Below are 24,216 nucleotides of genomic sequence, written 5' to 3' on the forward strand. Positions count from 1 at the left end.
TCAACAAAAAACCGCTATCAGGACAATATCATCCGTGGCAAAACCCGTCGGGCATTATTGGCCGTGGTTTGGCTGATGTGCGCAAGGCTTTCCTGCCTTAAAGTGGCCAACTCCCCGGCAATACGGGCAATTTGACCGGGCGTGTTGCGCCGGTTGGGCTCATGCAGCCAGGCCGGAGGGATATCCGGCGAGTCGGTTTCCAGCACCAGACTGGAAAGATCCAGTTCACTGGCCAGGCGACGTATTTGCAAAGAACGGGTATAGGTCATGGCGCCCCCTAGCCCCAGGGCAAAGCCCAACTCAATAAAGGCCCGGGCCTGCTGGCAACTGCCATTAAAGGCGTGGGCAATACCGCCAGATAAGGAAAACCGGCGTAAATACTTCAGCAGTGTGTCCTGTGATTTGCGTACATGCAAAATAACCGGCAAATTGAATTGTTTGGCCAGACTTAACTGGGCCGAGTAAAAATATTCCTGCCGCTCCCGCTGTACGCCACTGGCAATGTCGGTCACAAAAAAATCCAGACCGATTTCGCCCACCCCGACAAAGCGGGGGTCATCCATGGAACGGGCAATTTCCTGTTCCAGCAAGTCCAGGTCTTTATCTTGCGCTTTATGCACATACATGGGATGAATACCCAAGGCATAAAAGCCCCCATCAATGCGGTGCGCCAGGTTTCTTACCGTGGCAAAATTGCTTTGCTCCACGGCTGGAATCACCATGATCTTGACTCCTTGCGCATGGGCATCCGCAATAACTTCATCGCGGTCATGATCAAATTCGGCCGCATCCAAGTGGCAATGTGTATCAATAAGCATGGCTGCACCTGTTTACACAGCGGTAACAATGAATCCCTGTCTGCACGCCCCGCATCAGGCGTTAAACAAATGAATGTTTAAACGGGCACATCGGTTTTGCTATCCAGCAGGCCTTTTTCCATGACCAGTTGGCGGTCTGCGAGCTCGGCCAGCTTGGGATCGTGAGTCACAATCACAAAAGCCGTATTGAATTCCTTATTGACCGATTTTAACAGGGCAAACATATTCTGGGCTGTTTCCCTGTCAAGGTTGCCGGTGGGTTCATCGGCCAGCACACAGACCGGGTTGGCCACAAGGGCACGGGCCAGGGCCACCCGCTGACGCTCGCCCCCGGAAAGCTGGCTGGGTTTATGAGTTACCCGTTCAGCCAGCCCCACTTTAGCCAACACCTGTTCGGCCATTTTGCGTGCCATGCCACGATCCATCCTTCTTACAATCAAGGGCATGGCCACGTTATCAAGCGCGCTGAATTCGGGCAGCAAATGGTGAAACTGGTACACAAAACCCAGGCTCTGGTTGCGAATCTGGCTGCGTTGTTTCTCAGACAACCCGGCTGTGCGGGTTCCGTTCACCAGCACTTCACCGGAAGTGGGCTCATCGAGCAGGCCCAGGGTATGCAACAAGGTGCTTTTACCAGAACCCGAAGCTCCAATAATGGCCACCATTTCACCCTGTGCCACATCCAGGTCTATGCCTTTGAGGATATCCAGCCGTGTATTGCCGTCTTCGTAATATTTGACAATAGACTTTGCCTGCAAGGCATATTTTTTTTCATCAATCATGGCGCAATACCTCGGCAGGTTGCAAACGGGAAGCTCTCCAGCTCGGGTAAAGGGTGGCCAGTATGGAAAGCACCAAGGATGTCAGGCCCACTGCGGTAATATCGCTGATTTCAGGATGGGATGGCAACTGGCTGACAAAATAAATGCTGGGATCAAGAAAATGAATGCCGAACAGGTTTTCAATAAATGGAATGATGACATCAATATTGTAAGCCACGAGGCAACCCAGGAAAACGCCCATAAAAGTGCCCACAATACCAATCAAAGAACCCTGAACCAGAAATATCCGGGCTACTTCTGCCGGACTGGCTCCCAGTGTTCTTAAAATCGCGATATCCGATTGCTTGTCCTTGACTGCCATCACCAGCGAAGACAGCAGGTTAAAGGCAGCCACGGCAATAATCAGAGCCAGAATCAGGAACATCATTCTTTTTTCTGTCTTGACGGCGGCAAACCAGGTTCGGTTATCTTGCGTCCAGTCACGGGCCACAATACCCTGGGGCAGGCTGAACATTAATTGATTGGCCACTTCCGGGGCTTCCAGCATGTCCTTGACTTTAAGCCTTACCCCTGCCAGCCCCATGTTGCGAAACAGCACGGCACCATCGCGGGCGGCAATAAAAGCCAGGCTGGAATCGTATTCATAATGGCCTGAAGAAAAAATGCCGGAAATGGTGAATTGACGCATGCGCGGTGTAAAGCCTGCCGGGTTGATGGAGCCCTGGGGAGACATCACCAGCAGGGTATCGCCAACATTAACCCCCATCTGATTGGCCAGCGTTTGACCAATCACCATATTAAATGTGCCTGGCTGCAGCGAATCCAGGGAACCACGAATGATTTGATCGGGCAATTCAGACACCTTGCCTTCATTGGCCGGGTCCAATCCGCGAATTTCAACCCCTTTCAGGACATTGCCACGTGCCAGCATGCCTGAAGAGGCGACAAAAGCGGAAGCGCCCACGACTTCAGGGTTTTTTTCGGCTTCGCTGGCCAGGTTTTGCCAGTCTTCCAGGGCACTTACCGCATCAACTTGCGGGTTAAACAGTTGAATGTGTGGCAACACCGACAACATGCGATCGCGCACATCCACCTGGAATCCGTTCATCACGGACATGACAATAATAAGTGCGGCCACACCCAGCGCAATGCCTGCCATTGAGCTGCCAGCAATGAAAGAAACAAAGCGGTCGCGCTTTTTTCCGCGCCCTTTTGCCCTTGTCAATCCCGCATATCGGGAACCAATCCATAATTCGTAAGGTATTTTCACAAGCGTAAATGATTCACAAAGATTACAATTCCAACATGGATATTGTTATTTCAGGGATACTTCCCCACTCATCGATTGCTTCTGAACTGGCCAGGCAGGCGGCCAAAGCCGCGCCGACCCTGTTTCAAAAACTGGAAAACAGCAAGGGAACCGTGCATTTGCTCGACCCCAACGAAACCGGCTGTACGCCTTTTGAATACTGGCAACTGGAGCACCACCAATTCACGCCTGCCGGGCAGCAAAATCATGCTGCCGGACTTGGACCGCTTTATTCCCCCCATTCACACAACCGGGATCAACCCGTTTGGCTTCTGGAACTGGCACACATTGCGCTGGGCGCATCCAATGCCACTTTACTTACTGCCGATGATCTGGTCATATCGGAATCAGAAAGCTTAGCATTATTTGAAAGTGCGCAGGTTGTTTTTTCCGAGAGCCCTTTCAAATTACTGCAACATGGTACGTGCCGCTGGCACATTGAAGTACCACCGGACATGGTTTTACCCTCTTTAAGCCCTAATGTTATTGCCAGCGGTTATCTTAATAACTGGTGGCCACAAGATGCGCAAAGCCGCCTGTTACGCAAACTGCTCAATGCGCTCCAGGTAGAATGGCATGAACATCCCGTCAACCAGGAACGGCAACAAAAAAACCGGCCACTTATTAACGGTGCCTGGGTCTTTGGCGGTGCCACGCCTTCACAACTGCAGGCGGCCACCGCCGTAACCCCGCCACGCCTCCTGCAGCAACTTGAAACTTCACACCGCAAGCAGGATTGGGGCCAATGGCTGGCCATCCTGGCTAAACTGGAGCAAGATGTTTTCAGCCCTTTGCTTGCCAATAAGGACGACAGACTCGTTCTGACCGGCTATGATCGGCTGGTTGTCGTCACTCCAGGCCGCATGCCTGTCTGGCTGGGTAAACTTTTAAATCGCAATCAACAATGGAAGGACTGGTGGTGTCAGTAAAAATAAGTGACCGGGCGCAAAATCCCGGCTATCAGCAACAATTGGAAAACGCGGGCATTCATACCCTGCTGGCCCGGCTTTGGGCCGCCCGTGGCGTTAATGATCCCGCCCAAACGCAACCGCATTGGCAAAACATGCTGGCGCCTTCCCTGCTTTCCGAAGTAAACCGGGCAGCCAGCCTGCTGGCCGATGCCATCGAGCAAAGAAAAAAACTCCTGATTATTGCCGACTATGACTGTGACGGCGCGACAGCCTGCGCAACAGGCGTACGTGCCCTGCGCCAGATGGGCGCCGATATTGATTTTCTGGTACCCAACCGCTTTGAAACCGGCTATGGTTTATCGCCGGCCGTGGTTAGCCTGGCCTGCCAGCATCCCAATGGCAAACCCGACATCCTGATTACGGTTGATAACGGCATTGCCAGTGTTGAAGGCGTGCAGGCGGCGCGCGAAGAAAGCATGGAAGTAATTGTAACCGACCATCACTTGCCCGGTGACACCCTGCCCGATGCCCTGTGTATCGTCAATCCAAACAAGCCCGGCTGCACTTTTCCGTCCAAGAGCCTGGCGGGCGTGGGGGTTATTTTCTATGTCATGCTGGCCCTGCGTGCGGAAATGCGTCAACGCGGGCACTTTGACCCCAAAGGCGGGCCCAGGCTGGATAACCTTGCCGATCTGTTGGCCTTGGGCACCGTCGCTGATGTTGTCCGCTTAGACAGCAATAACCGCCTGCTGGTTACCCAGGGGCTTAACAAAATCCGCAAGGGCCACCTGCAGCCAGGCATCAAAGCCCTGTTCATGGTTGCCGGCGGCAACTTCCAAGAAGCCAGTGCAACCGACCTGGGCTTTAAAATTGGTCCTCGCATCAATGCCGCTGGCCGTCTGGCTGACATGAGCCTGGGCATTCGCTGCTTAATCACCGATGACGAAACCGAGGCCCTGCATTTGGCCCGGCAACTGGATGAAATCAATCATCAACGCCGCTCTATTGAACATGAAATGAGCGAACAGGCCCTGGCCACGCTGGCTTCCCCTGAAAGCGCCCAATCGGCCAGCATTTGCGTCTTTAATGAAAGCTGGCACCAGGGAGTGGTTGGTATTGTGGCTTCCCGCCTGAAAGAAAAATTCTGGAAACCCACCCTGGCCTTTGCCCCGGCCGACAATGATGAATTGCGCGGATCAGGACGCTCGATACCCGAACTGCACCTGCGTGATGCACTTGATTTGGTATCCAAACGTCATCCTGGCATGATCCTGAAATTTGGCGGACACGCCATGGCGGCCGGGCTCTCGCTTAAAACCGCGTACTTCAAGGCGTTTGCAAGCGCCTTTAACGAAGCGGTACAGGAAATGACGGGCACCAGCAGCTTTGAACCCCTGCTTGAAACAGACGGCTCACTGGATCCCGTTTATGCCAATGCTGAAACCGCTTTACTGTTGCAAAACCAGGTTTGGGGAGCCGGCTTTCCCGCCCCGCTTTTCAGGGATGTATACCGCATCCGCAACCAAAGGCTGCTCAAAGACAAACACCTTAAATTAAAAGTTGAACGTAACCAGGTTCTGTATGATGCCATCTGGTTCAACCAGCAGGAATCTTTGCCCGAATACGCCGAACTGGTTTATGAACTGGTACCTAATCAATGGAATGGCGTGGTATCGGCACAACTGCTTGTAAAACATGCCCGGGATGCCTGAAATGATGAAGAAACTTTCCTGCCTGACAGGCTTGCTTGCATTTGCCTTTTTGACGGCAGGCTGTACAAATATGCAAAGCCCCAGCGCCCCCATTGACAATGTCATCAATACCGTTGGTGATGCCTTTGGCAATGTATCCGGTCATAAATCAACCAGACCATAAAATCTTTTCAATACCCAAAGCCCTTTTCAGGGCTTTTTTGTTGTCATGCGTTAAAATGTAGGGTTAGCAAAAATAAAATTTGATCTTAGGAAATATAATGGAAGCCGAGCGCCAGAATCAAATCTTAGCAAACCTGGAAGATTACGCCGAACGCGAATCCGACCTTCGGGGGTATCTTTGACTACGAGGCAAAATCAGAACGCCTGCAAGTCGTCAATCTGGAACTTGAAAATCCAGACATCTGGAACAATCCCGAACACGCCCAGGAATTGGGCAAAGAAAAGAAAAGTCTTGAAAAAATCGTACTGGTGTTAAGCGAGTTACAGCAAAACATCAAGGATTCCATGGATCTGTACGAACTTGCCGCCATGGACGATGATGATGCCACCCTGATGGCCATTGAAGAAGACGCCAAAAAATACGCCGAAGTACTGCAAGGCCTGGAGTTCCGCCGCATGTTCTCCAACCCGGCCGACCCCATGAACTGCTTCCTGGACATTCAGGCCGGTGCGGGTGGTACCGAAGCCCAGGATTGGGCATCCATGCTGCTGCGCCAATACCTGCGTTATTGTGAGAACAAAGACTTCAAAACCGAAGTACTTGAAATCTCCGATGGCGATGTCGCTGGCATCAAGTCCGCCACCATCAAAATCGAAGGCGATTACGCTTTTGGCTTTTTGCGCACCGAAAGCGGCGTCCACCGCCTGGTCCGCAAAAGCCCGTTCGACTCCTCCAATGGCCGTCACACGTCTTTTGCCAGTGTCTACGTTTACCCTGAAATCGACGATTCCATTGAAATTGAGATTAATCCGGCTGATTTGCGCATAGATACTTACCGCGCCAGCGGTGCCGGTGGTCAGCACATCAACAAAACCGACTCGGCCGTGCGTATTACCCACGCCCCCACCGGTATTGTCGTACAGTGCCAGAATGACCGCTCACAGCACCGTAACCGTGCCGAGGCCATGTCCATGCTGCGCTCAAAGCTGTATGAACTTGAAATGCGCAATCGCATGGCAGAACAGCAAAAACTGGAAGACTCCAAAACCGAAGTGGGTTGGGGTCATCAAATCCGCTCTTACGTACTGGACCAAAGCCGCATTAAAGACCTGCGTACCAATGTCGAAATTTCCAATACCCAAAAAGTACTTGATGGCGATCTGGACATGTTTATTGAAGCCAGTCTGAAACAGGGTGTTTAAATGAGCAAAACCATTGCCATCGTTACCGGTTCTTCCAGGGGTCTGGGGGCCGCACTGGCTGGCCAGCTTGCCACGCAGGTCAACCAGCTGGTCACTGTATCACGAACCGATAACCGGCAATTGCATGAACTTGCCCGGCAACATGGATGTCATCATATCCACCATGAGGCCGACCTTGCCGATCCGGCACAAATCGACCAGGCCTCCCTGGATATTTTTTCGCAGCTTGATCTCTCGGCCAACCAATATATCCTGATCAACAATGCTGGCACTCTGGGGCCTGTTGGCCAATACAACAGTCTTGGCCACAACAAGGCCCAGGACATAGCCCATGCCTTCAATTTAAACGTCAATAGTGTTATTGTGCTAACGTCGGCTTTTTTAAGGGCCACCCGACCTACCGGGGCCGATATCCGGATCCTTAATATTTCCTCTGGTGCCGGCCGCTCTCCTACCGCGGGCTGGGGTGTTTATTGCGCCACCAAGGCAGCCCTTGACATGTACACCCGCGTGGCAAAACAGGAAGCACCGCATGCCAAATTGGTATCATTGGCGCCCGGTGTCATAGACACCGCCATGCAAAAACAAATTCGCGAACTGGATCTTAACGATTTTCCCAATCGGTCCCGTTTTACCCAGTTACATGACAAAGGCGAGCTGTCAAATCCCGAACAGCTCGCCCATAAAATCCTGAATTATTTACATCGTGATGATTTCGGCCAGACCGAAATTGATGATATTCGTCACTATTCATAAACCACAACCATGACAGAACAACATAACCCTATCGCTCCCGAACAAGATGAAAACCGCCTGATTGCCGAACGTCGTGTCAAGCTGGATAAAATCCGTGAAGAAGGGATTGCCTTTCCCAACGATTTTGAACCCGAACACAAGGCATTGAAACTGCATGAACAGTTTAATGCCCTGGACAAAGAAACCCTGGATCCGCAAAAAGTACCCGCCAAGGTTGCCGGCCGCATGATGCTTAAGCGTGTCATGGGCAAGGCCAGCTTTGCCACCATTCAGGACAGCAGCGGCCGCATCCAGATTTATCTGGACAAAAACTCGATAGGCGAAGATACCTACAACCAGTTCAAGCAATGGGATATTGGTGACATTATTGCCGTAGAAGGCCGTGTATTCAAAACCAACAAGGGTGAACTGTCCATTCACGCAGAAAGTATTCGCCTGCTTGCCAAATCACTGCGTCCTTTACCCGATAAATTCCACGGCATTGCCGATCAGGAACTGCGTTACCGCCAACGTTATGTAGACCTGATCATGACCGAAGAAACGCGCAACACGTTCAAAACACGCAGCAAGGCCATTAACGCCATTCGCTCCTATATGCTAAACGCCGACTTCCTGGAAGTTGAAACCCCCATGCTGCACCCCATTCCAGGGGGCGCTGCGGCCAAACCATTTGTAACGCATCACAATGCCCTGGACATGGAAATGTACTTGCGTATTGCCCCTGAACTGTACCTGAAACGTTTGGTCGTGGGCGGCTTTGAGCGCGTCTTTGAAATTAACCGCAATTTCCGCAATGAAGGAGTGAGCCCACGCCACAACCCTGAATTCACCATGATGGAGTTCTACGCCGCTTACACCAATTACCAATGGCTGATGAACTTTACCGAAAATCTGCTGCGTGATGTTGCCATTCAGGCAACCGGCAGTGCCGTACTTTCCCACCAGGGCCGCGAACTTGATTTAAGCAAACCCTTTGACCGCCTTACGATTGTTGAAGCCATTACCAAATATGCGCCCGGATACACCGAAGCACAATTGGCCGATGAAGCGTTTTTGCGTAACGAACTGAAGAAATTCGGTGTGGATGCGTATGATGCGGTCATGTCCCGGGCGGGTATTGGGGCCCTGCAACTGGCCCTGTTTGAAGAAACCGCCGAAGCCAAACTGTGGAACCCGACCTTTATCATTGATTATCCGGTTGAGGTCTCACCTTTGGCACGCGCGTCTGACACTGTTCCTGGCATTACCGAACGCTTTGAACTGTTCATTACCGGCCGTGAAATTGCCAATGGCTTCTCTGAATTGAATGACCCTGAAGACCAGGCAGCCCGCTTCCTGGCCCAGGTAGAGGCCAAAGACGCCGGTGATGAGGAAGCCATGTTCTATGATGCCGACTATATCCGTGCGCTGGAATACGGCATGCCACCGGCAGGCGGTTGCGGTATTGGCATAGACCGCCTGGTTATGCTGCTTACAGATAGCCCCAGCATTCGCGACGTATTGCTCTTCCCGCATTTGCGCAAAGAAGGCTGATTAGCATTAAAAAACACCGCTTAAGCGGTGTTGATATTTGAAAACCGGCATCGGCAACCATACAATGCCGGTTTTTTTATGCTAACCATTTATTTTCTTTGTGCCACATGACGGGCCAGCAGTTTATCCAGCTGATTGGCAAAAGCTTTCTGGTCTGCGTGATTAAAGGCCTTAGGACCACCAGTTTCAATGCCGCTGCTACGCAATTCTTCCATCATGTCCCGAATCGCCAGCCTTTCCCGAATATTTTCCGGTGAATACAGCTCACCACGTGGATTCAAGGCGATTGCTTTTTTGTCAATGACCTCGGCGGCCAGCGGAATATCGGCCGTGACCACCAAGTCACCGGCCTGTGCCTGTGCAACAATATAGGCATCTGCCACATCAAACCCTCTGGGTACCTGACGGGACTGAATAAAAACAGAAGGCGGTACCATTAACATTTGATTGGCCACCAGGGTTGTATGAATTTCCCAGCGCTTGGCTGCCCGAAACAGAATCTGTTTGATAACAACGGGACAGGCATCAGCATCCACCCAGATTTTCATCATTTATTTTTTCCTATCATTATTTCAACTAATCTCACAGCTCATGCCGAAATGATACTTATGGCTGGAAAGCACCAATAAAAATGGCCGGATCCACCCGGGTATCGTTAAGACTCACGTTCCAGTGCAAATGTGGACCGGTAGAGCGGCCTGTCGTGCCCACCTTTCCAAGCAGCTCGCCTCTTTTAATGGTTTGCCCTTTTTTAACATCAATAGCGGATAAATGACAGTACATGGTGACCATGCCCTGCCCGTGGTCAATGAAAACCGTTTTACCATTGAAATAATAATCATCCACGATGGTCACCACACCATCAGCCGGGGCTTTGACCGGCGTACCGGTTGGGACGGCAATGTCCAGCCCCGAATGTGGATTACGCTCTTGTCCGTTAAAAAAACGGCGCAGTCCAAACGGACTGGAATAACGACCGCCTTCTACCGGACGGTCCAGAATGACATTGCCGGGACCGGTCGGCCTGAAATTGGCGTAGGCAGTAGTTTGAGCGGCCAATTCACGTTTGATGCGGGCCAGATGTTCCTCGGAAGGCGTGACATATTTATTGGACTTCAGCTTGATATGCTGCTCTTTATATTTTTTTGGCTGGACCTGAAACGACACCTGTTGTGAACGGGTTGACGTTTTAAGCTGAAGCTGGTGCTGGCCCGATTTGCTTTTAAGTGGAATGCCGACAATTGCCAGATACTCGGCCGTATTGCCATTGGCCACCACCATTACCGGTTTGTTACGATACTGAACGCTGGGTGGCTGCCTATGCTCGCCAAGACTGACGACGGCAATTCCTCCCGGAACCGGCTGGTGCAGTTTATCCTTGATATAACTGTTGGCCAAAGAAAGGCCAGACATGAAAAAAAGCATGACCCCTCCAATTATTCCAATCGTTGATTTCATGCTTTTCACACTGCTTCCTTGCTGGTATCTAGTGATTTTCTTTGGCGTGATTGATTGTATACTTTGGAATCTCGATCACAAGATCCTTGTCGGCAATTTTAGCCTGGCAAGACAAACGGGAGGTGGATTTCAATCCCCATGCACGGTCCAGCAAATCTTCTTCATCATCGGTCGCATCTTCAAGAGAAGAAAAACCTTCCTTGATCACAACGTGACAAGTCGTACAGGCACATGACAATTCACAGGCATGTTCAATTTCAACATGGTTGTCCAGCAAGACACGGCAAATGGACTCTCCCACGGGAGCATTTTCAATCACGGCGCCTTCCGGACACAGTGTCTCATGTGGCAATATGGTTATTTTGGGCATTTATATTCCAATTATGCTATTTGATCTAGGGTTTTACCTGACAGCGCCTGGCGGATACTACGATCCATGCGGCGGGCCGCAAAATCATCAGTGGCCTGGGACAAAGCCTGCACGGCATAACGAATATCATCGGTTGAACCGTTCTGCGAGTGCTTTACGGTTTCGGCCAACAAACGCTGGATGTGTGCAAGCTCATCGGCCTGCAGCAAATCTCCATCTTTCTTGATCGCTGCCTCAATGGATTCCACCAATTGGCGGGCTTCAACCTGCTGTTCACGATGCATGCGCATTTTGGCATCTTCATCGGATTTATCGACACTGTCCTGCAGCATTGAGGAGATCTCATCGTCAGACAAACCATACGAAGGCTTAACGGTCACTGCCGCTTCTATGCCTGTACTTTGTTCACGGGCAGTCACGCTAAGCAGGCCATCGGCATCAACCTGGAAGGTTACGCGAATGCGCGCGGCACCGGCCACCATGGATGGAATGCCCCGCAATTCAAAACGTGCCAATGAACGGCAATGGTCAACCAGCTCACGTTCACCCTGAACCACATGCACACTCATGGCGGTTTGACCGTCTTTGAATGTGGTGAACTCCTGGGCGCGGGCAACAGGAATGGTACTGTTTCGTGGAATCACTTTTTCCACCAGACCACCCATGGTTTCAAGTCCCAATGACAAGGGCGTGACATCAAGCAGCAGCCAGTCATCATCGGCGCTGCGATTGCCTGCCAGCAAATTGGCCTGCAAAGCGGCACCCAGGGCCACCACTTCATCAGGGTTCAGGTTAATCAAAGGTTCCTGCTTGAAGAAATCGGCGACCATAGTGCGAATCACTGGCATGCGGGTAGCACCGCCAACCATGACCACCCCCTTGATGTCCTTCACGTCCAGTGAGGCATCTTTCAGGGTTTGACTGACCCGCTCAAGTGAACGGTTTACCAGATCTTTGGCAATATTTTCAAAATGATTACGGGGGAAATTCTGGTCGATGTGCAAGCCATCAGACAGGGCGATCTGAAATACGGCTCGTGAGTGATCGGTTAGTTTTTCACGTACCTGCTTGGCCAGCGTACGCAAGGCCCGCTTATCACCCGGGCTTAACTTGCTTTTGTCATGATGCTTCATGACATCGTTGATGATCAACTCATCAAAGTCATCGCCACCCAGTTGCGTATCACCACTGGTAGCGATAACCTCGAACACGCCCTTGCTAAGCTTAAGGATGGAAATATCAAAGGTGCCGCCACCCAGATCATACACTGCGTAAATACCCTCAGCAGCATTATCCAGGCCATAGGCAATGGCAGCGGCTGTGGGCTCATTGATAAGCCGCAGCACGTTAAGACCGGCCAGGCGCGCGGCATCACGGGTAGCCTGACGCTGGGCGTCATCAAAATAAGCGGGTACGGTAATGACCGCGCCCACCAATTCGTCACCCAACACATCTTCTGCCTGCTGTCGCAATTTGGCCAGAATTTGCGCTGAAACCTCGACAGGACTTACAGGCCCCTGAACAGTACCAAGACGAACCATCCCCGGCTCATCAATAAGCTCATAAGGCAGTGCATAAGCCGAGGCCTCATTAAATGAACGGCCCATCAGACGCTTGACAGAAACAATGGTATTCAGGGGATCTGAATCCTGCTTTCTAACCGCCGGGTATCCAATTTCAACATCACCGTTTTGCAGATAACGCACTACAGAGGGCAATAGTTTTTTGCCGTTTTTATCGGTCAGGATCTCGGCAATACTGTTACGTACCGAGGCGACAAGAGAATGAGTCGTACCCAAGTCTATACCAACTGCCAGACGACGTTGATGGGGGGCTGGAGATGCGCCAGGTTCTGAAATTTGTAAGAGGGCCATATTGTACTTCGTAAATAATAAGTTAAAGTTTACAGTGCCTTAACTTCCTGATGCATTTTATTGACAAACATCCACTCGCGAACCCTTTTGGCCGCGCTGGCATAATCTTGCCGTGCATCAATTAAATTTTTCATTTCATCAAACAGTTCGAGCTGTTTTGCCTGAATCTCCTGCAAGAGATCAGTCAGCCCATTATGCTGCGGATCAGTACGGACGTCATCCAGCTGCTCGCGCCACTGCATCTGGGTCATCAGGAATTCTGCCCCCATTGCGGTATTGCTTTCTGCCTGAATGGGAAAATCTTCAAGCTCGCACATGTAGGCAGCTCGACTTAAAGGATTTTTCAGGGTTTGGTAGGCATCGTTGACACGGGAAGCCCACTGCACAGCAACCCGTTTTTCAGCCGCCGAGGCCGTGGCAAAACGATCCGGGTGAACCCTGGAGGAGGCCTGTTTCCAGGCCTGCTCCAAAGCTTCTGGAGAAAGATCAAACTGCTTGGGCAAATTCAATAAACTGAAATGATTATCCAAAGAAGTTCTACCTATACCGAGAATGATTCACCGCAACCGCAGCTGGCTTTCTCGTTGGGGTTTGAAAACTTGAAGCCTTCATTCAACCCCTCACGCGCGTAGTCCAGTTCAGTGCCGTCAATATAAGCCAGGCTTTTCGGATCGACAAAAATTTTCACACCAAAACTCTCGAACAGAACATCTGCATCATCAGGTGTATCAACATATTCAAGCTTGTATGCCATGCCTGAACAACCCGTCGTTCTTACACCCAGGCGCAGGCCAACGCCCTTGCCTCTTCTATTCAGGTAATCCTGAATGTGATTTGCCGCTTTTTGAGTTAATGTAATTGCCATAATCAGCTCGAATGTTTTTCCTTGTAATCCTGAACTGCTGCCTTAATAGCATCTTCAGCCAGAATTGAACAGTGAATTTTTACCGGTGGCAAGGCAAGCTCTTCGGCAATTTGCGTATTGCGGATGTCCAATGCCTGGTCTAGCGTTTTGCCTTTGACCCATTCGGTCACCAGGGAACTGGAAGCAATGGCAGAGCCACAACCATAGGTTTTAAATTTGGCATCCTCAATAACACCTTCTTTATTAACCCTGATTTGCAGTTTCATTACGTCACCACAGGCAGGCGCACCTACCATACCGGTACCCACCGCTTCATCGTCTTTATCAAAAGAACCGACGTTCCGCGGATTTTCATAGTGGTCTAAAACTTTATTACTGTAAGCCATGATAATACTCCTGCTTTAAATTAGTGAGCGGCCCATTGAACCGTATCAAGATCAATCCCTTCTTTGGCCATTTCCCACAAGGGCGACATGTCACGCAATTTGCCAACACGTGATTTGATCAATTCAACAGCGTAGTCAATTTCTTCTTCGGTGGTAAAACGGCCAATGGTGAAACGGATTGAACTGTGTGCCAGTTCATCGTTCCTGCCCAGAGCGCGTAATACGTAAGAAGGCTCCAGACTGGCAGAGGTACAGGCAGACCCACTGGAAACTGCCAATTCTTTAATGGCCATGATCAGGGACTCACCTTCCACATAGTTGAAGCTGACGTTCAGGTTGTGGGGAACCCGCTGATCCATATCACCATTCAGGTAAACCTCTTCAATCTGGGACAGGCCACTCCATAAACGGTCACGCAATGCACGGATACGTTCATTTTCTGCCTGCATATGCAATTTTGCCAAACGGAAAGCTTCGCCCATACCCACAATCTGGTGTGTAGCCAGGGTACCTGAACGGAAACCGCGTTCATGGCCGCCACCATGCATTTGCGCTTCGATGCGGATACGTGGTTTACGACGGATATACAAGGCACCAATGCCTTTGGGGCCATAGGTCTTGTGGGCCGAGAACGACATCAGGTCAACCTTGAGTGTTTGCAGATCGATATTTACTTTACCGGTTGCCTGTGCAGCGTCAACGTGAAACACAATACCTTTTTCACGGCACAATTCACCGATTGAGGCGATATCCTGCACAACACCGATTTCATTATTAACAAACATGACAGAAACCAGGATAGTATCGGGACGAATGGCCGCCTTCAGTACTTCAAGATCGATCAGGCCATTTTCCTGCACGTCCAGATAGGTCACTTCAAAACCCTGACGCTCAAGTTCACGGGTGGTATCCAGTACTGCCTTATGTTCGGTTTTGATCGTGATGATGTGCTTGCCACGCTCTGCATAGAAATGGGCGGCACCTTTAATGGCGAGGTTGTTTGATTCAGTAGCACCCGATGTCCAGACGATTTCCCTTGAGTCGGCATTAACCAATTCCGCCACCTGTTTACGGGCGTTCTCAACGGCCTCTTCCGCTTCCCAGCCAAAAGCATGACTGCGTGAAGCCGGATTGCCAAAATGCTCATACAACCAGGGCACCATTTTTTCCACAACTTCCGGGTCTACCGGGGTCGTGGCGGAATAATCTAAATATATCGGGCGCTTTGCCATAACATCAAACTCCAAAATTTATACAATGACGGAAGACAGGGAATCGGTTTTTTTTTGCATCATGACACTGCTTGTTTGCGGCACCTGATTCAACTGACGCATGCGTTGCTGATCAACTAAATCCTGAAGTGTTACTGAATCCAGGTAATCCACCATTTTTCGGTTCAGGTTGGTCCAGAGATCGTGTGTCATGCATTTCCCTGATAAATTTCCATCTTTACCAGAGGAACACTCGGATTTGCTCCCACAACTGGTGGCATCCAAGGGTTCATCCACAGCAAAAATAATATCGGCGATTGTAATTTCTCTTGCGAAGCGGGCCAGTATATAGCCACCGCCCGGTCCACGAATACTTTCCACCAACTCGTGACGACGCAACTTCCCGAACAGCTGTTCAAGATAAGAAAGAGAAATATTTTGTCTTTCGCTGACTGTTGATAAAGTTATGGGGCCGCTGTTCTGGCGCAAGGCCAGATCAATCATTGCCGTGACGGCAAATCGACCTTTCGTAGTTAATCGCATAATAAATTCCTTGCCGCAATAGCCGAGTAATTTACTCAAGTATAACAAATAGTCGACTAATTTACTAGGATTTATTATTGATATAATGAAATTTGCACAAATATTGTCATATTTGTGCAATAGTCAGATTTTAAAGGGTTTATGCAGCTTGATATTGTTTAACGCGCTTGCTGACTATCTCAAATACACCCTGACAGGCATCCTCGAGATAATCAAGCATTTTGAAAAAGCCATCCAAACCACCGTAATAAGGGTCGGGTACGGTTGCTTCTTCGTAATCATTGGCAAACCGCATTAACAGCATGAGTTTATGCCGCAAGGGCTTGGGGCAGATTTGCTGCATGTAAGAAAGGTTATCCCAATCCATTGCCAGAATAAGATCATATTCCGTGAAATCCTCAGCCGTTACCTGACGGGCACGGTGCTGTGAGATATCATAGCCACGCTTGCGGGCTGCCAGTTGTGCTCGACCATCGGGCGCATCACCAATATGGTAGTTTTGAGTACCTGCCGAATCAACCTGAATTGAGTTTTGCAGGCCTGCCTCCTGGACGAGACGACGCAATACCCCCTCGGCACTCGGCGAGCGACAGATATTGCCCATACAGACGAAAAGTACTTTAGTAACCATAGCCCTATAGTTTGAGGGAAAACCCCAGTTATGGCAAGCTATTTTTAATTATGCTTCACATACGAGCATTTTTAAAAAAATTTTTTGCCTTAAAAAACAACAAGTTAAAAGAACGCCAATTTTCACAACCAATTCACTTAGATCATACACACTTTAAAATCAAGTGAAAACAGATATTTGACAAAATTAAACAACATTTAACGATAGTAAAAACAATACCGGATCAAAAGGCGGAACTGACCAATTCCACCGACTTGAGTCTTGCCTCAACATCGTAAACACGTGCTGTTATCATCAGCTCATCAACGCCCGTCATTTCCACAAATCTTGAGATCCCATGGGCTACCGTTTTAGGGCTGCCCACCATTGAATAAACAAGCTTATGCTCAATGCTGGCGCGCTCGGCGGGTGAAACATGATCATCCAGATTATCTACCGGGGGCTGGAGTTTTCCGGGCGCATTCCTGAGAAGCTGGACCGATGCCATTTGGTGAGAGGTAAAATGATACTTGGCGAGCTCATCAGTTTGCGCCGCCACAACATTCACACAGGCACTGGCATAAGGCTTGTCCAGATAGACAGAAGGCCTGAAAGAAGAACGGTAAACCGATAGGGCATTCATTAAGTCGGCCGGCGCAAAATGTGAGGCAAAAGAAAAAGGCAGACCAAGATAAGCCGCCAATTGCGCACTGTACAAACTGGACCCCAACAACCAAACCGGAACCTGAACACCCGCGGCAGGTACCGCAACTATTTGCTGCCCCTCTTCGGGCTGGCGAAAATAATACTGCAGCTCCTGGACATCTTGAGGGAAATTTTCAGCACTGGCACGCAAATCCCGCCGTAACGCTCTTGCCGTATTCATGTCTGTGCCAGGCGCCCTGCCCAAGCCCAGATCAATCCGGTTCGGATACAAAGAGGCCAAGGTACCAAACTGCTCGGCAATAATAAGTGGCGAATGATTGGGCAACATAACCCCACCAGACCCGACACGAATGCGGCTTGTTCCTGCGGCTATATACCCAATAGCCACCGAAGTGGCAGAACTGGCGATACCCGGTATATTATGGTGCTCGGCAAGCCAAAACCGCGTAAAACCGCACTCTTCCGCTTTTTTTGCCAGCTGCAAGGAATTTCCAAGCGCATCACCCACCGTTTCATTTTCATTGATCGGTGATAAATCCAGGATAGAAAAGGGAACCAAAGCAATACCTAATTTTCAAAATAAACAAAGCAATAACTTACACTATTTATCTGAAAGCGTCTTTAAAAACTTTTCATCAGCAGGGCTTAATAAGCCTTGACTTCTTGCCTGAAAAATAAGCTCGGGACGACGCTCATGAGTCAACCTGAGGGACATTTGACGACGCCAGGTGGATATGTTTTTATGATGCCCCGATAACAAGACCTCGGGAACCGGTTCATCCTCGAACACCTCGGGGCGAGTATAATGCGGACTGTCAAGCAAGCCAGACAAAGATTCATGAAAAGAATCCTGCAAAGCTGATGCCGCATCATTGAGCACCGACGGCAATAACCGAACAGCCGCATCAATCATGGCCAGTGCCGCAATTTCCCCACCCGACAAAACAAAATCACCCAGCGAAATTTCCTCATCGACATAGTGATCGATAAAACGCTGATCTATACCCTCGTAACGTCCGCAAACCAAGGTAACACCCCCTGAATTTGCCAGCTCTTGCGCCTTTTGCTGATTAAAGGGTTTGCCCGTGGGACTTAGCAGAACAACTTTTGCCGGTAATGCGTTTTCACGTTGACGGTCCTGATGGATATCCCGCACAGCCCTCCTCAAGGGCTCGGCCAGCATGACCATGCCAGGACCGCCGCCGTAGGGACGATCATCAACCGTTTGATGAATATCCGAGGTATAAGCGCGGGGATTCCATGTTTTGAGTTGCCAGATAGACTGGCGGTGCGCCCTTCCTGTCACCCCCAGGTCCCGGACCACGGAGAAAATTTCGGGAAACAGGGTAATAACATCCACTCGCATCAGAGGTCTGCCGGCCAGTCTGTTTCAATTCGCTTTTGTTTGATATCAACAAACGGCACATGCGCCTGAACAAACGGGACCAGAACTTCTTTTACCCTGCCTTTGTCATCTTTCAGGAAAACAAGATTACCCTGCTCATCAACGCCCTGCCTGCCGATATGAAGCACGGCATGCGCTCCGTTATCGGAAACCTCGTGCACCACGCCCAACAAAACCGGCCCAGACGAATCGGCCGCACTGTAAACAGAGCAACCGATCAAATCAATCCAATAAAACTCATCATCTGGCGCACTTGGAAAACAGTCACGCGACACAAAGATGGAAGTTCCCTTAAGGGCTTCTGCCTGATCCCTGTCATCACACCCCTCTAGCTGAGCCACAATAGAACCGGCATGATCCCGGGCACGCAAGACCCTGACCAGACGATGCGGCTCTTGCTGCACACCCGCGCGCGAAAGACGGGCAAGCCACCATTCTTTTACATTAAGCAAAATGCTTTCCTGGGCGGAATGCGGTTGAATCTTAATCATGCCACGCACACCATAGGCCGATACAATACGGCCCAGCTCTACAAGATCATCTGGAATTGCCATTAACCCACCACACCCATTTATGCAAAAACAAAAGCCAGCTCACAAAAAATAAAACGACCGCCAGCCATTGCAAACGGTCGAATCATTTTGTCTGACAGAAAAACTATCAGGCAGCTGCTTTGGCAGAAAACTCTTTTACCAAACGCTGTACAACAGGTGACAGCTGCGCACCATTACCAACCCAGTGGTTCAAACGATCAAGTTCGATACGCAGGGCCTCTGTGCCTTCTTTGGCAACAGGATTATAAAAACCAACGCGCTCGATGAAGCGACCATCACGACGATTGCGTGAATCAGCGGCAACAATGTTGTAAAATGGGCGTTTTTTTGAGCCACCACGGGCTAGACGAATCACCACCATAGGTAGTCCTTTCTTGTAAAATTAAATAAATATGAAACGAGTGATTATATCAAGAGATGCACACAGAATGCAATCTTAATTTGTAAAGCACGTCAAAAGCAAGGCAACAACACCTGCTTTTGACATATAGGCAACATGCACTATCTTCGTTTAAGGTAATGCACGGTACTGGCCCCAAGAACTTCCTGGGCCACCAGCTCATTTTTGGTTTGGGCCGAAAAAGCCTGAAAATCCTTGATGGCATTTTTATCGGTCGTAATGACTTTCAGGACCTGCCCGCTTTCTATGGTGGAAAGCGCCTTTTTAGCCTTAAGGATAGGAAGCGGACAAACCAAACCACTGGCATCCACCTCCAAAACATAAGAATGTTTTTCAGACATGCTTATACCTTAGACTCAACCCAGGCACGAACCCCGGCAATCGCTGCATCCAGCGCCTGAAGATCGGTACCGCCACCCATGGCCATGTCGGGTCGACCACCGCCCTTTCCACCAATTTGCGTGGAAACATGCGACACCAGATCACCTGCCTTGATCTTGCTGGTGGTATCGGCGGTTACACCGGCAGCGACACTGATTTTGCCATCAGCCTCTGCCGCCAGCACAACCACTGCAGTCTTTAACTTGTCTTTAAGCTGATCGATCATGCCACGCAGTGATTTGGGATCCGCCCCTTTAATGACTGCCGCCAACACCTTGATGCCATTGACATCAACCGCCTGTGATGACAGGTCGGCACTGGCAGCGGAAGCGACTTTGGCCTTGAGCTGATCAACCTCTTTTTCAAGAGAACGGATATGCTCTTGTGCCTGACGTGCCTTTTCAACCAACTCGGCCGGATTCGCCTTTAAGGAAGCCGCCGCCTGCTGAACCGACTTGTTAAGGTTACGCACCCAAGCCAGCGCATTGCTGCCGGTAATGGCCTCAATTCGACGGATACCCGCTGCCACACCGCCTTCGGACACAATCTTGAACAAGCCAATATCGCCGGTACGGTGCACATGGGTTCCCCCGCATAACTCACGGGAAAAGCCAATATCCAGTACACGAACTTCATCGTCATACTTCTCGCCAAACAGGGCCACCGCACCACCTGCCACTGCATCATCATAGGACATCAGCTGCGCGGTAACATCAGTATTGTTAAGGATTTCAGCATTGACGATATCTTCAACCCGACTGATTTCCTCGGTCGTAACGGGTGCATCATGCGCAAAGTCAAAACGGGTTTTATCAGGATCCACCAATGAGCCACGCTGCTGCACATGCTCACCCAGCACCTGGCGCAAGGCCTTGTGCATGATATGAGTCACCGAGTGGTTGCGCATGGTGCGCTGGCGACGCTCTACATCGACATGCGCATCAAGCAAATCACCGACCTTGATGGTACCCAAGGTAACCGTTCCGTGATGGCCAAAAACACTGGACTGGATTTTTTGGGTGTCATGAACACTGAAGTTGCTGCCAAAACCAGCCAGGATACCGGTATCACCCACCTGACCACCCGATTCCGCATAGAACGGGGTATTGTCCAGAACAATAACGGCATCCTGCCCTTCGGTGGCAGACTCAACCAACGCGCCATCCACGTACACAGCCAGCACTTTGGCATTGGTTTGCAAATGCTCATACCCCTCAAAACGGGTTTGTTCGCCTGAATAGCTTAAAGCCTGTGCCATTTTGAACTTGCCGCTGGCTCTTGCCATTTCACGCTGACGATTCATTGCCTCTTCATAGCCCGCCTCGTCCACCTCATAGCCACGCTCACGACAAATATCCGCCGTGAGATCAAAAGGAAAACCAAATGTATCGTAAAGCGTAAAGGCTGTTTCACCACTAAGGGCACCGCCTTTGGCAGTGGATTCCAGTTCGGCATCCAGGATTTTCATGCCTTTTTCAAGTGTTTCCTGGAAGCGTTCCTCTTCCTGTTTTAGCACCTGGGTTACACGATCCTGATGCTGCACCAGCTCTGGATAGGCTTCGCCCATTTCCATGACCAGGTCAGCCACCAGCTTATGAAAGAACGGCTTGACTTGACCCAGCTGATAACCATGGCGCAATGCACGGCGGATAATGCGGCGCAGCACATAACCACGACCTTCATTGCCGGGAATGACACCGTCAACAATCATGAAGCTGCAGGCACGAATGTGATCGGCGATAACTTTAAGGGAGTTGTTCTCGAGATCGGCAACGCCGGTTTCGCGGGCCGCTGCCTTGATCAGATTCTGGAACAGATCAATCTGATAATTGGAATGCACATGCTGCAAAACAGCAGAAACGCGCTCCAGGCCCATTCCTGTATCAACACAGGGACGGGGCAGTGGATGCATGACACCAGCGGCATCGCGATCGAACTGCATGAACACCAGATTCCAGATTTCGATATAACGGTCCCCGTCTTCTTCTGGAGAACCCGGCGGGCCACCCCAGACATCGGGACCATGATCATAGAAAATTTCAGAACAAGGCCCGCAAGGACCGGTATCGGCCATTTGCCAGAAGTTGTCGGACGCATAACGCGCGCCCTTATTATCACCAATACGAATGATTCGCTCAACCGGAACCCCTACCTCTTTGTTCCAGATTTCATATGCCTCGTCATCTTCCTGATATACCGTCACCCAAAGCTTTTCAGCCGGCAGATGGTAAACCTGCGTAAGCAGTTCCCATGCGTTCCTGATGGCTTCCTGTTTGAAGTAGTCACCAAAACTGAAATTCCCGAGCATTTCAAAGAAAGTGTGATGGCGAGCCGTATAACCCACGTTTTCAAGGTCATTATGCTTCCCACCGGCACGCAGGCATCGCTGCGAAGAGGTTGCCCGTTTATACGGACGGGTTTCTTTACCGGTAAAGACATCCTTGAATTGAACCATGCCTGAGTTGGTAAACAACAGGGTTGGGTCATTTCCAGGCACCAATGACGAAGATGGAACAATGGTGTGGCCTTTAGACTCAAAGAACTGTAGAAACTTTTGTCTTATTTCTGCTGATTTCATCGTGTAAAAGTGGCTGAATAAATTTATTTAACCGCCAATTATAAGGGGTGTTTAACAAATAAGTGCATTTTTGACACTTTACTACGTTAAATGCACCATTAAAGCCCCCATGAAAACCCAGGCAAACATTCTAAAGACACGATCACCGGATGTTGTTTTCTTGCCAGTGACGTGCCCGTACCAGCCGGTTTCCGGCCCTTAAGAATAATTCGGACCAGTTTCCCTTGATAATGACATAAGGATCATTGCGATAATAGGGCAAGGGTTTCTCACCTTTGGCCTGAACGGCAAAAATTGCCGGTATGGCGGCATCAGGCTCAAACTGCAACCATATTTCACTACCTGTGCTAAAAACCTGCAAAGGCGCAATATCCGGATCACCGCTTAAAGACCAATCAAAAGAATATTGGTTAACACTGCGATTGGATATTTCCCATTGGGGGTAAAGACGCTTGCGCACCAGCCATTCGGGCTGCGTTGCACAGCCCGTGAGCATGCCTGCCACCAGTACACAGGCAAAAGAACGAATTATTCCTGTCATGATTAACCTGATTCAAATTACAAAACCAAGTCATCATGCAACGGGAAAAACCAGCCGACAAGCTGCGAAATTTACGGACGGACAAAAACGCAGCGTGACGGGCAGACTGTTTCAGGCTTAGCATCAAGCCTTGGCAGCATCCAACTTGACCACATCTGCTTCGGAAGTGAAGGAGTCGGCATAAAATTCGTTTTCGGGAAGACTGCAGTTGGCCACAAACTCCTTGCGTGCACTGCTGACCATGATGGGCGCACCGCAGGCATAAACCTGGTGCGATGACAAATCCGGAAAGTCCTCAATAATGGCCTTGTGCACAAACCCTGTCCGACCGGCCCAGTTGTCTTCGGGCAGGGCATCTGAAATAACCGGAACAAAGGTAAAGAATGGCAGCTGCGCTTCCCACTGACTGACCAGATCACTCATATAGAGGTCTTTAGGCCTGCGCCCCCCCCAATACAGGGTCACAGGTCGGGTAATGCCCTTTTCGATAATGACTTCCATCATTGCTTTTACCGGCGCAAAACCGGTTCCACTTACCACAAACACAATGGGTTTATCAGAGTCTTCTCGCAAAAAGAACGAACCCAGGGGGCCTTCCGCACGCAATATTTCACGCACCTTCATTTGTGTTTCACTGCCACCGAAAACATGATCGGTAAACACACCACCCGGCATATGACGAATATGTAACTCTACCGGTTCGTTGCCGTTAGGTGCGGAAGCCATGGAATAACTGCGACGACGGCCATCCTTAAGAATGAACTCCACATATTGGCCGGCATAGTAACGGAACGGTTCTGCCGCTGGCATTTGCAATTTCAGGACCATGACATCATCAGCCACCTTTTCCATATCCACCACCCGAACAGGCATTTTCCTTACCTGGATATCGCTGGCCATGCGAATTTCGCGACTTTCAATCTCAAGGTGACTGGTTGCCGTTGCCTGGCAGAACAAGGTAAGGCCCTGCTCCCTTTCCTCTTCACTAACCACCTGGGAAACGGCAGGAGACTGTTCTATGGTACCTGAAAGAACCTTGCCTTTACATGAACCACAAGAACCGCTTTTGCAACTGTACGGAAGAATAATGCCAGCCTCAAGAGCCGCATCAAGAATGGTTTGCCCTTCTTTGGCAATAAATTGATGGTTACTTGGGTGAACCGTGATATTAAAGCTCATAATATATTC

27 protein-coding genes are annotated in these 24,216 nt (G+C 50.1%); 6 read left to right on the plus strand and 21 right to left on the minus strand.

Features of this window, described 5'->3' with window-relative positions; translation table 11 throughout:
• Window positions 1–17 precede the first annotated feature (17 nt).
• From IE074_RS02860 to IE074_RS02870, 3 genes are all read right to left on the minus strand, one after another.
• Entirely contained in the window at window positions 18–818 is an 801-nt protein-coding gene (locus tag IE074_RS02860) for a TatD family hydrolase (RefSeq protein WP_189383934.1), read from the minus strand.
• A gap of 77 nt (window positions 819–895) precedes the next feature.
• Entirely contained in the window at window positions 896–1,600 is a 705-nt protein-coding gene (lolD, locus tag IE074_RS02865; protein ID WP_189383935.1) for a lipoprotein-releasing ABC transporter ATP-binding protein LolD, read from the minus strand.
• Window positions 1,593–2,825, minus strand: a complete 1,233-nt coding sequence (locus tag IE074_RS02870; protein ID WP_229793866.1) for a lipoprotein-releasing ABC transporter permease subunit — start codon at window positions 2,823–2,825, stop codon at window positions 1,593–1,595. Before IE074_RS02870 ends, lolD begins: the two co-directional genes overlap by 8 nt.
• An 80-nt stretch (window positions 2,826–2,905) precedes the next feature.
• Here IE074_RS02870 and IE074_RS02875 point away from each other — a divergent pair, with 80 nt between their 5' ends.
• The 6 genes from IE074_RS02875 (at window position 2,906) to lysS (ending at window position 9,186) form a co-directional block, all read left to right on the plus strand.
• Window positions 2,906–3,838: a hypothetical protein gene (locus tag IE074_RS02875; RefSeq protein WP_189383936.1), complete on the plus strand. Its 933-nt coding sequence runs from the start codon at window positions 2,906–2,908 to the stop codon at window positions 3,836–3,838.
• Window positions 3,826–5,532 (plus strand): single-stranded-DNA-specific exonuclease RecJ, encoded by a 1,707-nt coding sequence (gene recJ / locus IE074_RS02880; RefSeq protein ID WP_373297754.1) that lies wholly within the window; start codon window positions 3,826–3,828, stop codon window positions 5,530–5,532. The genes IE074_RS02875 and recJ overlap by 13 nt, the downstream gene beginning before the upstream one ends.
• Before the next feature lies 1 nt (window position 5,533).
• Window positions 5,534–5,695, plus strand: a complete 162-nt coding sequence (locus tag IE074_RS02885; RefSeq protein ID WP_189383938.1) for a hypothetical protein — start codon at window positions 5,534–5,536, stop codon at window positions 5,693–5,695.
• 97 nt (window positions 5,696–5,792) lie between these two features.
• Window positions 5,793–6,897 (plus strand): peptide chain release factor 2 gene (prfB, locus tag IE074_RS02890; protein ID WP_189383939.1). Its coding sequence is split into 2 segments (ribosomal slippage): window positions 5,793–5,873 and window positions 5,875–6,897, totalling 1,104 coding nucleotides; the frame shifts between segments, so codons are not numbered across the junction.
• Entirely contained in the window at window positions 6,898–7,653 is a 756-nt protein-coding gene (locus tag IE074_RS02895; RefSeq protein WP_189383940.1) for an SDR family NAD(P)-dependent oxidoreductase, read from the plus strand.
• A gap of 9 nt (window positions 7,654–7,662) precedes the next feature.
• The gene (gene lysS / locus IE074_RS02900) at window positions 7,663–9,186 is read left to right on the plus strand and encodes a lysine--tRNA ligase (protein WP_189383941.1); all 1,524 of its coding nucleotides are present in this window, start codon (window positions 7,663–7,665) and stop codon (window positions 9,184–9,186) included.
• Between the two features lie 89 nt (window positions 9,187–9,275).
• Here lysS and IE074_RS02905 read toward each other — a convergent pair whose 3' ends face one another.
• From IE074_RS02905 to IE074_RS02990, 18 genes are all read right to left on the minus strand, one after another.
• The gene (locus tag IE074_RS02905) at window positions 9,276–9,734 is read right to left on the minus strand and encodes a YaiI/YqxD family protein (protein WP_189384001.1); all 459 of its coding nucleotides are present in this window, start codon (window positions 9,732–9,734) and stop codon (window positions 9,276–9,278) included.
• 58 nt (window positions 9,735–9,792) lie between these two features.
• Window positions 9,793–10,611: a peptidoglycan DD-metalloendopeptidase family protein gene (locus IE074_RS02910; protein ID WP_189383942.1), complete on the minus strand. Its 819-nt coding sequence runs from the start codon at window positions 10,609–10,611 to the stop codon at window positions 9,793–9,795.
• Window positions 10,612–10,672: 61 nt separating this feature from the next.
• The gene (fdx, locus tag IE074_RS02915) at window positions 10,673–11,014 is read right to left on the minus strand and encodes an ISC system 2Fe-2S type ferredoxin (protein WP_189383943.1); all 342 of its coding nucleotides are present in this window, start codon (window positions 11,012–11,014) and stop codon (window positions 10,673–10,675) included.
• Window positions 11,015–11,025: 11 nt separating this feature from the next.
• Window positions 11,026–12,888, minus strand: coding sequence for a Fe-S protein assembly chaperone HscA (hscA, locus tag IE074_RS02920; RefSeq protein WP_189383944.1), 1,863 nt, complete (start codon window positions 12,886–12,888; stop codon window positions 11,026–11,028).
• A gap of 29 nt (window positions 12,889–12,917) precedes the next feature.
• The gene (gene hscB / locus IE074_RS02925) at window positions 12,918–13,418 is read right to left on the minus strand and encodes a Fe-S protein assembly co-chaperone HscB (protein WP_229793864.1); all 501 of its coding nucleotides are present in this window, start codon (window positions 13,416–13,418) and stop codon (window positions 12,918–12,920) included.
• A gap of 11 nt (window positions 13,419–13,429) precedes the next feature.
• The gene (gene iscA / locus IE074_RS02930) at window positions 13,430–13,753 is read right to left on the minus strand and encodes an iron-sulfur cluster assembly protein IscA (RefSeq protein ID WP_189383945.1); all 324 of its coding nucleotides are present in this window, start codon (window positions 13,751–13,753) and stop codon (window positions 13,430–13,432) included.
• Window positions 13,754–13,755: 2 nt separating this feature from the next.
• Complete coding sequence (gene iscU, locus IE074_RS02935) at window positions 13,756–14,139, minus strand: Fe-S cluster assembly scaffold IscU (protein WP_189383946.1); 384 nt, start codon at window positions 14,137–14,139, stop codon at window positions 13,756–13,758.
• A 20-nt stretch (window positions 14,140–14,159) separates the two neighbouring features.
• On the minus strand, window positions 14,160–15,371 hold the full coding sequence (locus IE074_RS02940; protein WP_189383947.1) for an IscS subfamily cysteine desulfurase: 1,212 nt from the start codon (window positions 15,369–15,371) through the stop codon (window positions 14,160–14,162).
• Between the two features lie 18 nt (window positions 15,372–15,389).
• Window positions 15,390–15,893, minus strand: coding sequence for a Fe-S cluster assembly transcription factor (locus IE074_RS02945; RefSeq protein WP_189383948.1), 504 nt, complete (start codon window positions 15,891–15,893; stop codon window positions 15,390–15,392).
• Window positions 15,894–16,032: 139 nt separating this feature from the next.
• Window positions 16,033–16,524 (minus strand): low molecular weight protein-tyrosine-phosphatase, encoded by a 492-nt coding sequence (locus IE074_RS02950; RefSeq protein WP_189383949.1) that lies wholly within the window; start codon window positions 16,522–16,524, stop codon window positions 16,033–16,035.
• A 223-nt stretch (window positions 16,525–16,747) separates the two neighbouring features.
• A complete protein-coding gene (locus tag IE074_RS02955) occupies window positions 16,748–17,728 on the minus strand; it encodes an LLM class flavin-dependent oxidoreductase (RefSeq protein WP_189383950.1) in 981 nt (326 codons plus the stop codon).
• 42 nt (window positions 17,729–17,770) lie between these two features.
• The gene (gene trmD, locus IE074_RS02960) at window positions 17,771–18,535 is read right to left on the minus strand and encodes a tRNA (guanosine(37)-N1)-methyltransferase TrmD (protein ID WP_189383951.1); all 765 of its coding nucleotides are present in this window, start codon (window positions 18,533–18,535) and stop codon (window positions 17,771–17,773) included.
• Window positions 18,535–19,128, minus strand: a complete 594-nt coding sequence (gene rimM / locus IE074_RS02965; RefSeq protein ID WP_189383952.1) for a ribosome maturation factor RimM — start codon at window positions 19,126–19,128, stop codon at window positions 18,535–18,537. Before rimM ends, trmD begins: the two co-directional genes overlap by 1 nt.
• 106 nt (window positions 19,129–19,234) lie before the next feature.
• Window positions 19,235–19,489 (minus strand): 30S ribosomal protein S16, encoded by a 255-nt coding sequence (gene rpsP / locus IE074_RS02970; protein ID WP_189383953.1) that lies wholly within the window; start codon window positions 19,487–19,489, stop codon window positions 19,235–19,237.
• Window positions 19,490–19,629: 140 nt separating this feature from the next.
• A complete protein-coding gene (locus tag IE074_RS02975; RefSeq protein WP_189383954.1) occupies window positions 19,630–19,869 on the minus strand; it encodes a sulfurtransferase TusA family protein in 240 nt (79 codons plus the stop codon).
• Between the two features lie 2 nt (window positions 19,870–19,871).
• Entirely contained in the window at window positions 19,872–22,487 is a 2,616-nt protein-coding gene (gene alaS, locus IE074_RS02980; protein WP_189383955.1) for an alanine--tRNA ligase, read from the minus strand.
• A gap of 142 nt (window positions 22,488–22,629) precedes the next feature.
• Window positions 22,630–23,028, minus strand: a complete 399-nt coding sequence (locus tag IE074_RS02985) for a TrbG/VirB9 family P-type conjugative transfer protein (protein ID WP_189383956.1) — start codon at window positions 23,026–23,028, stop codon at window positions 22,630–22,632.
• Between the two features lie 123 nt (window positions 23,029–23,151).
• Window positions 23,152–24,207, minus strand: a complete 1,056-nt coding sequence (locus IE074_RS02990) for a CDP-6-deoxy-delta-3,4-glucoseen reductase (RefSeq protein WP_189383957.1) — start codon at window positions 24,205–24,207, stop codon at window positions 23,152–23,154.
• Between the last annotated feature and the right edge of the window lie 9 nt (window positions 24,208–24,216).

Source organism: Advenella faeciporci, from assembly GCF_014652395.1.
GTDB classification, from domain to species: Bacteria; Pseudomonadota; Gammaproteobacteria; order Burkholderiales; family Burkholderiaceae_B; genus Advenella; species Advenella faeciporci.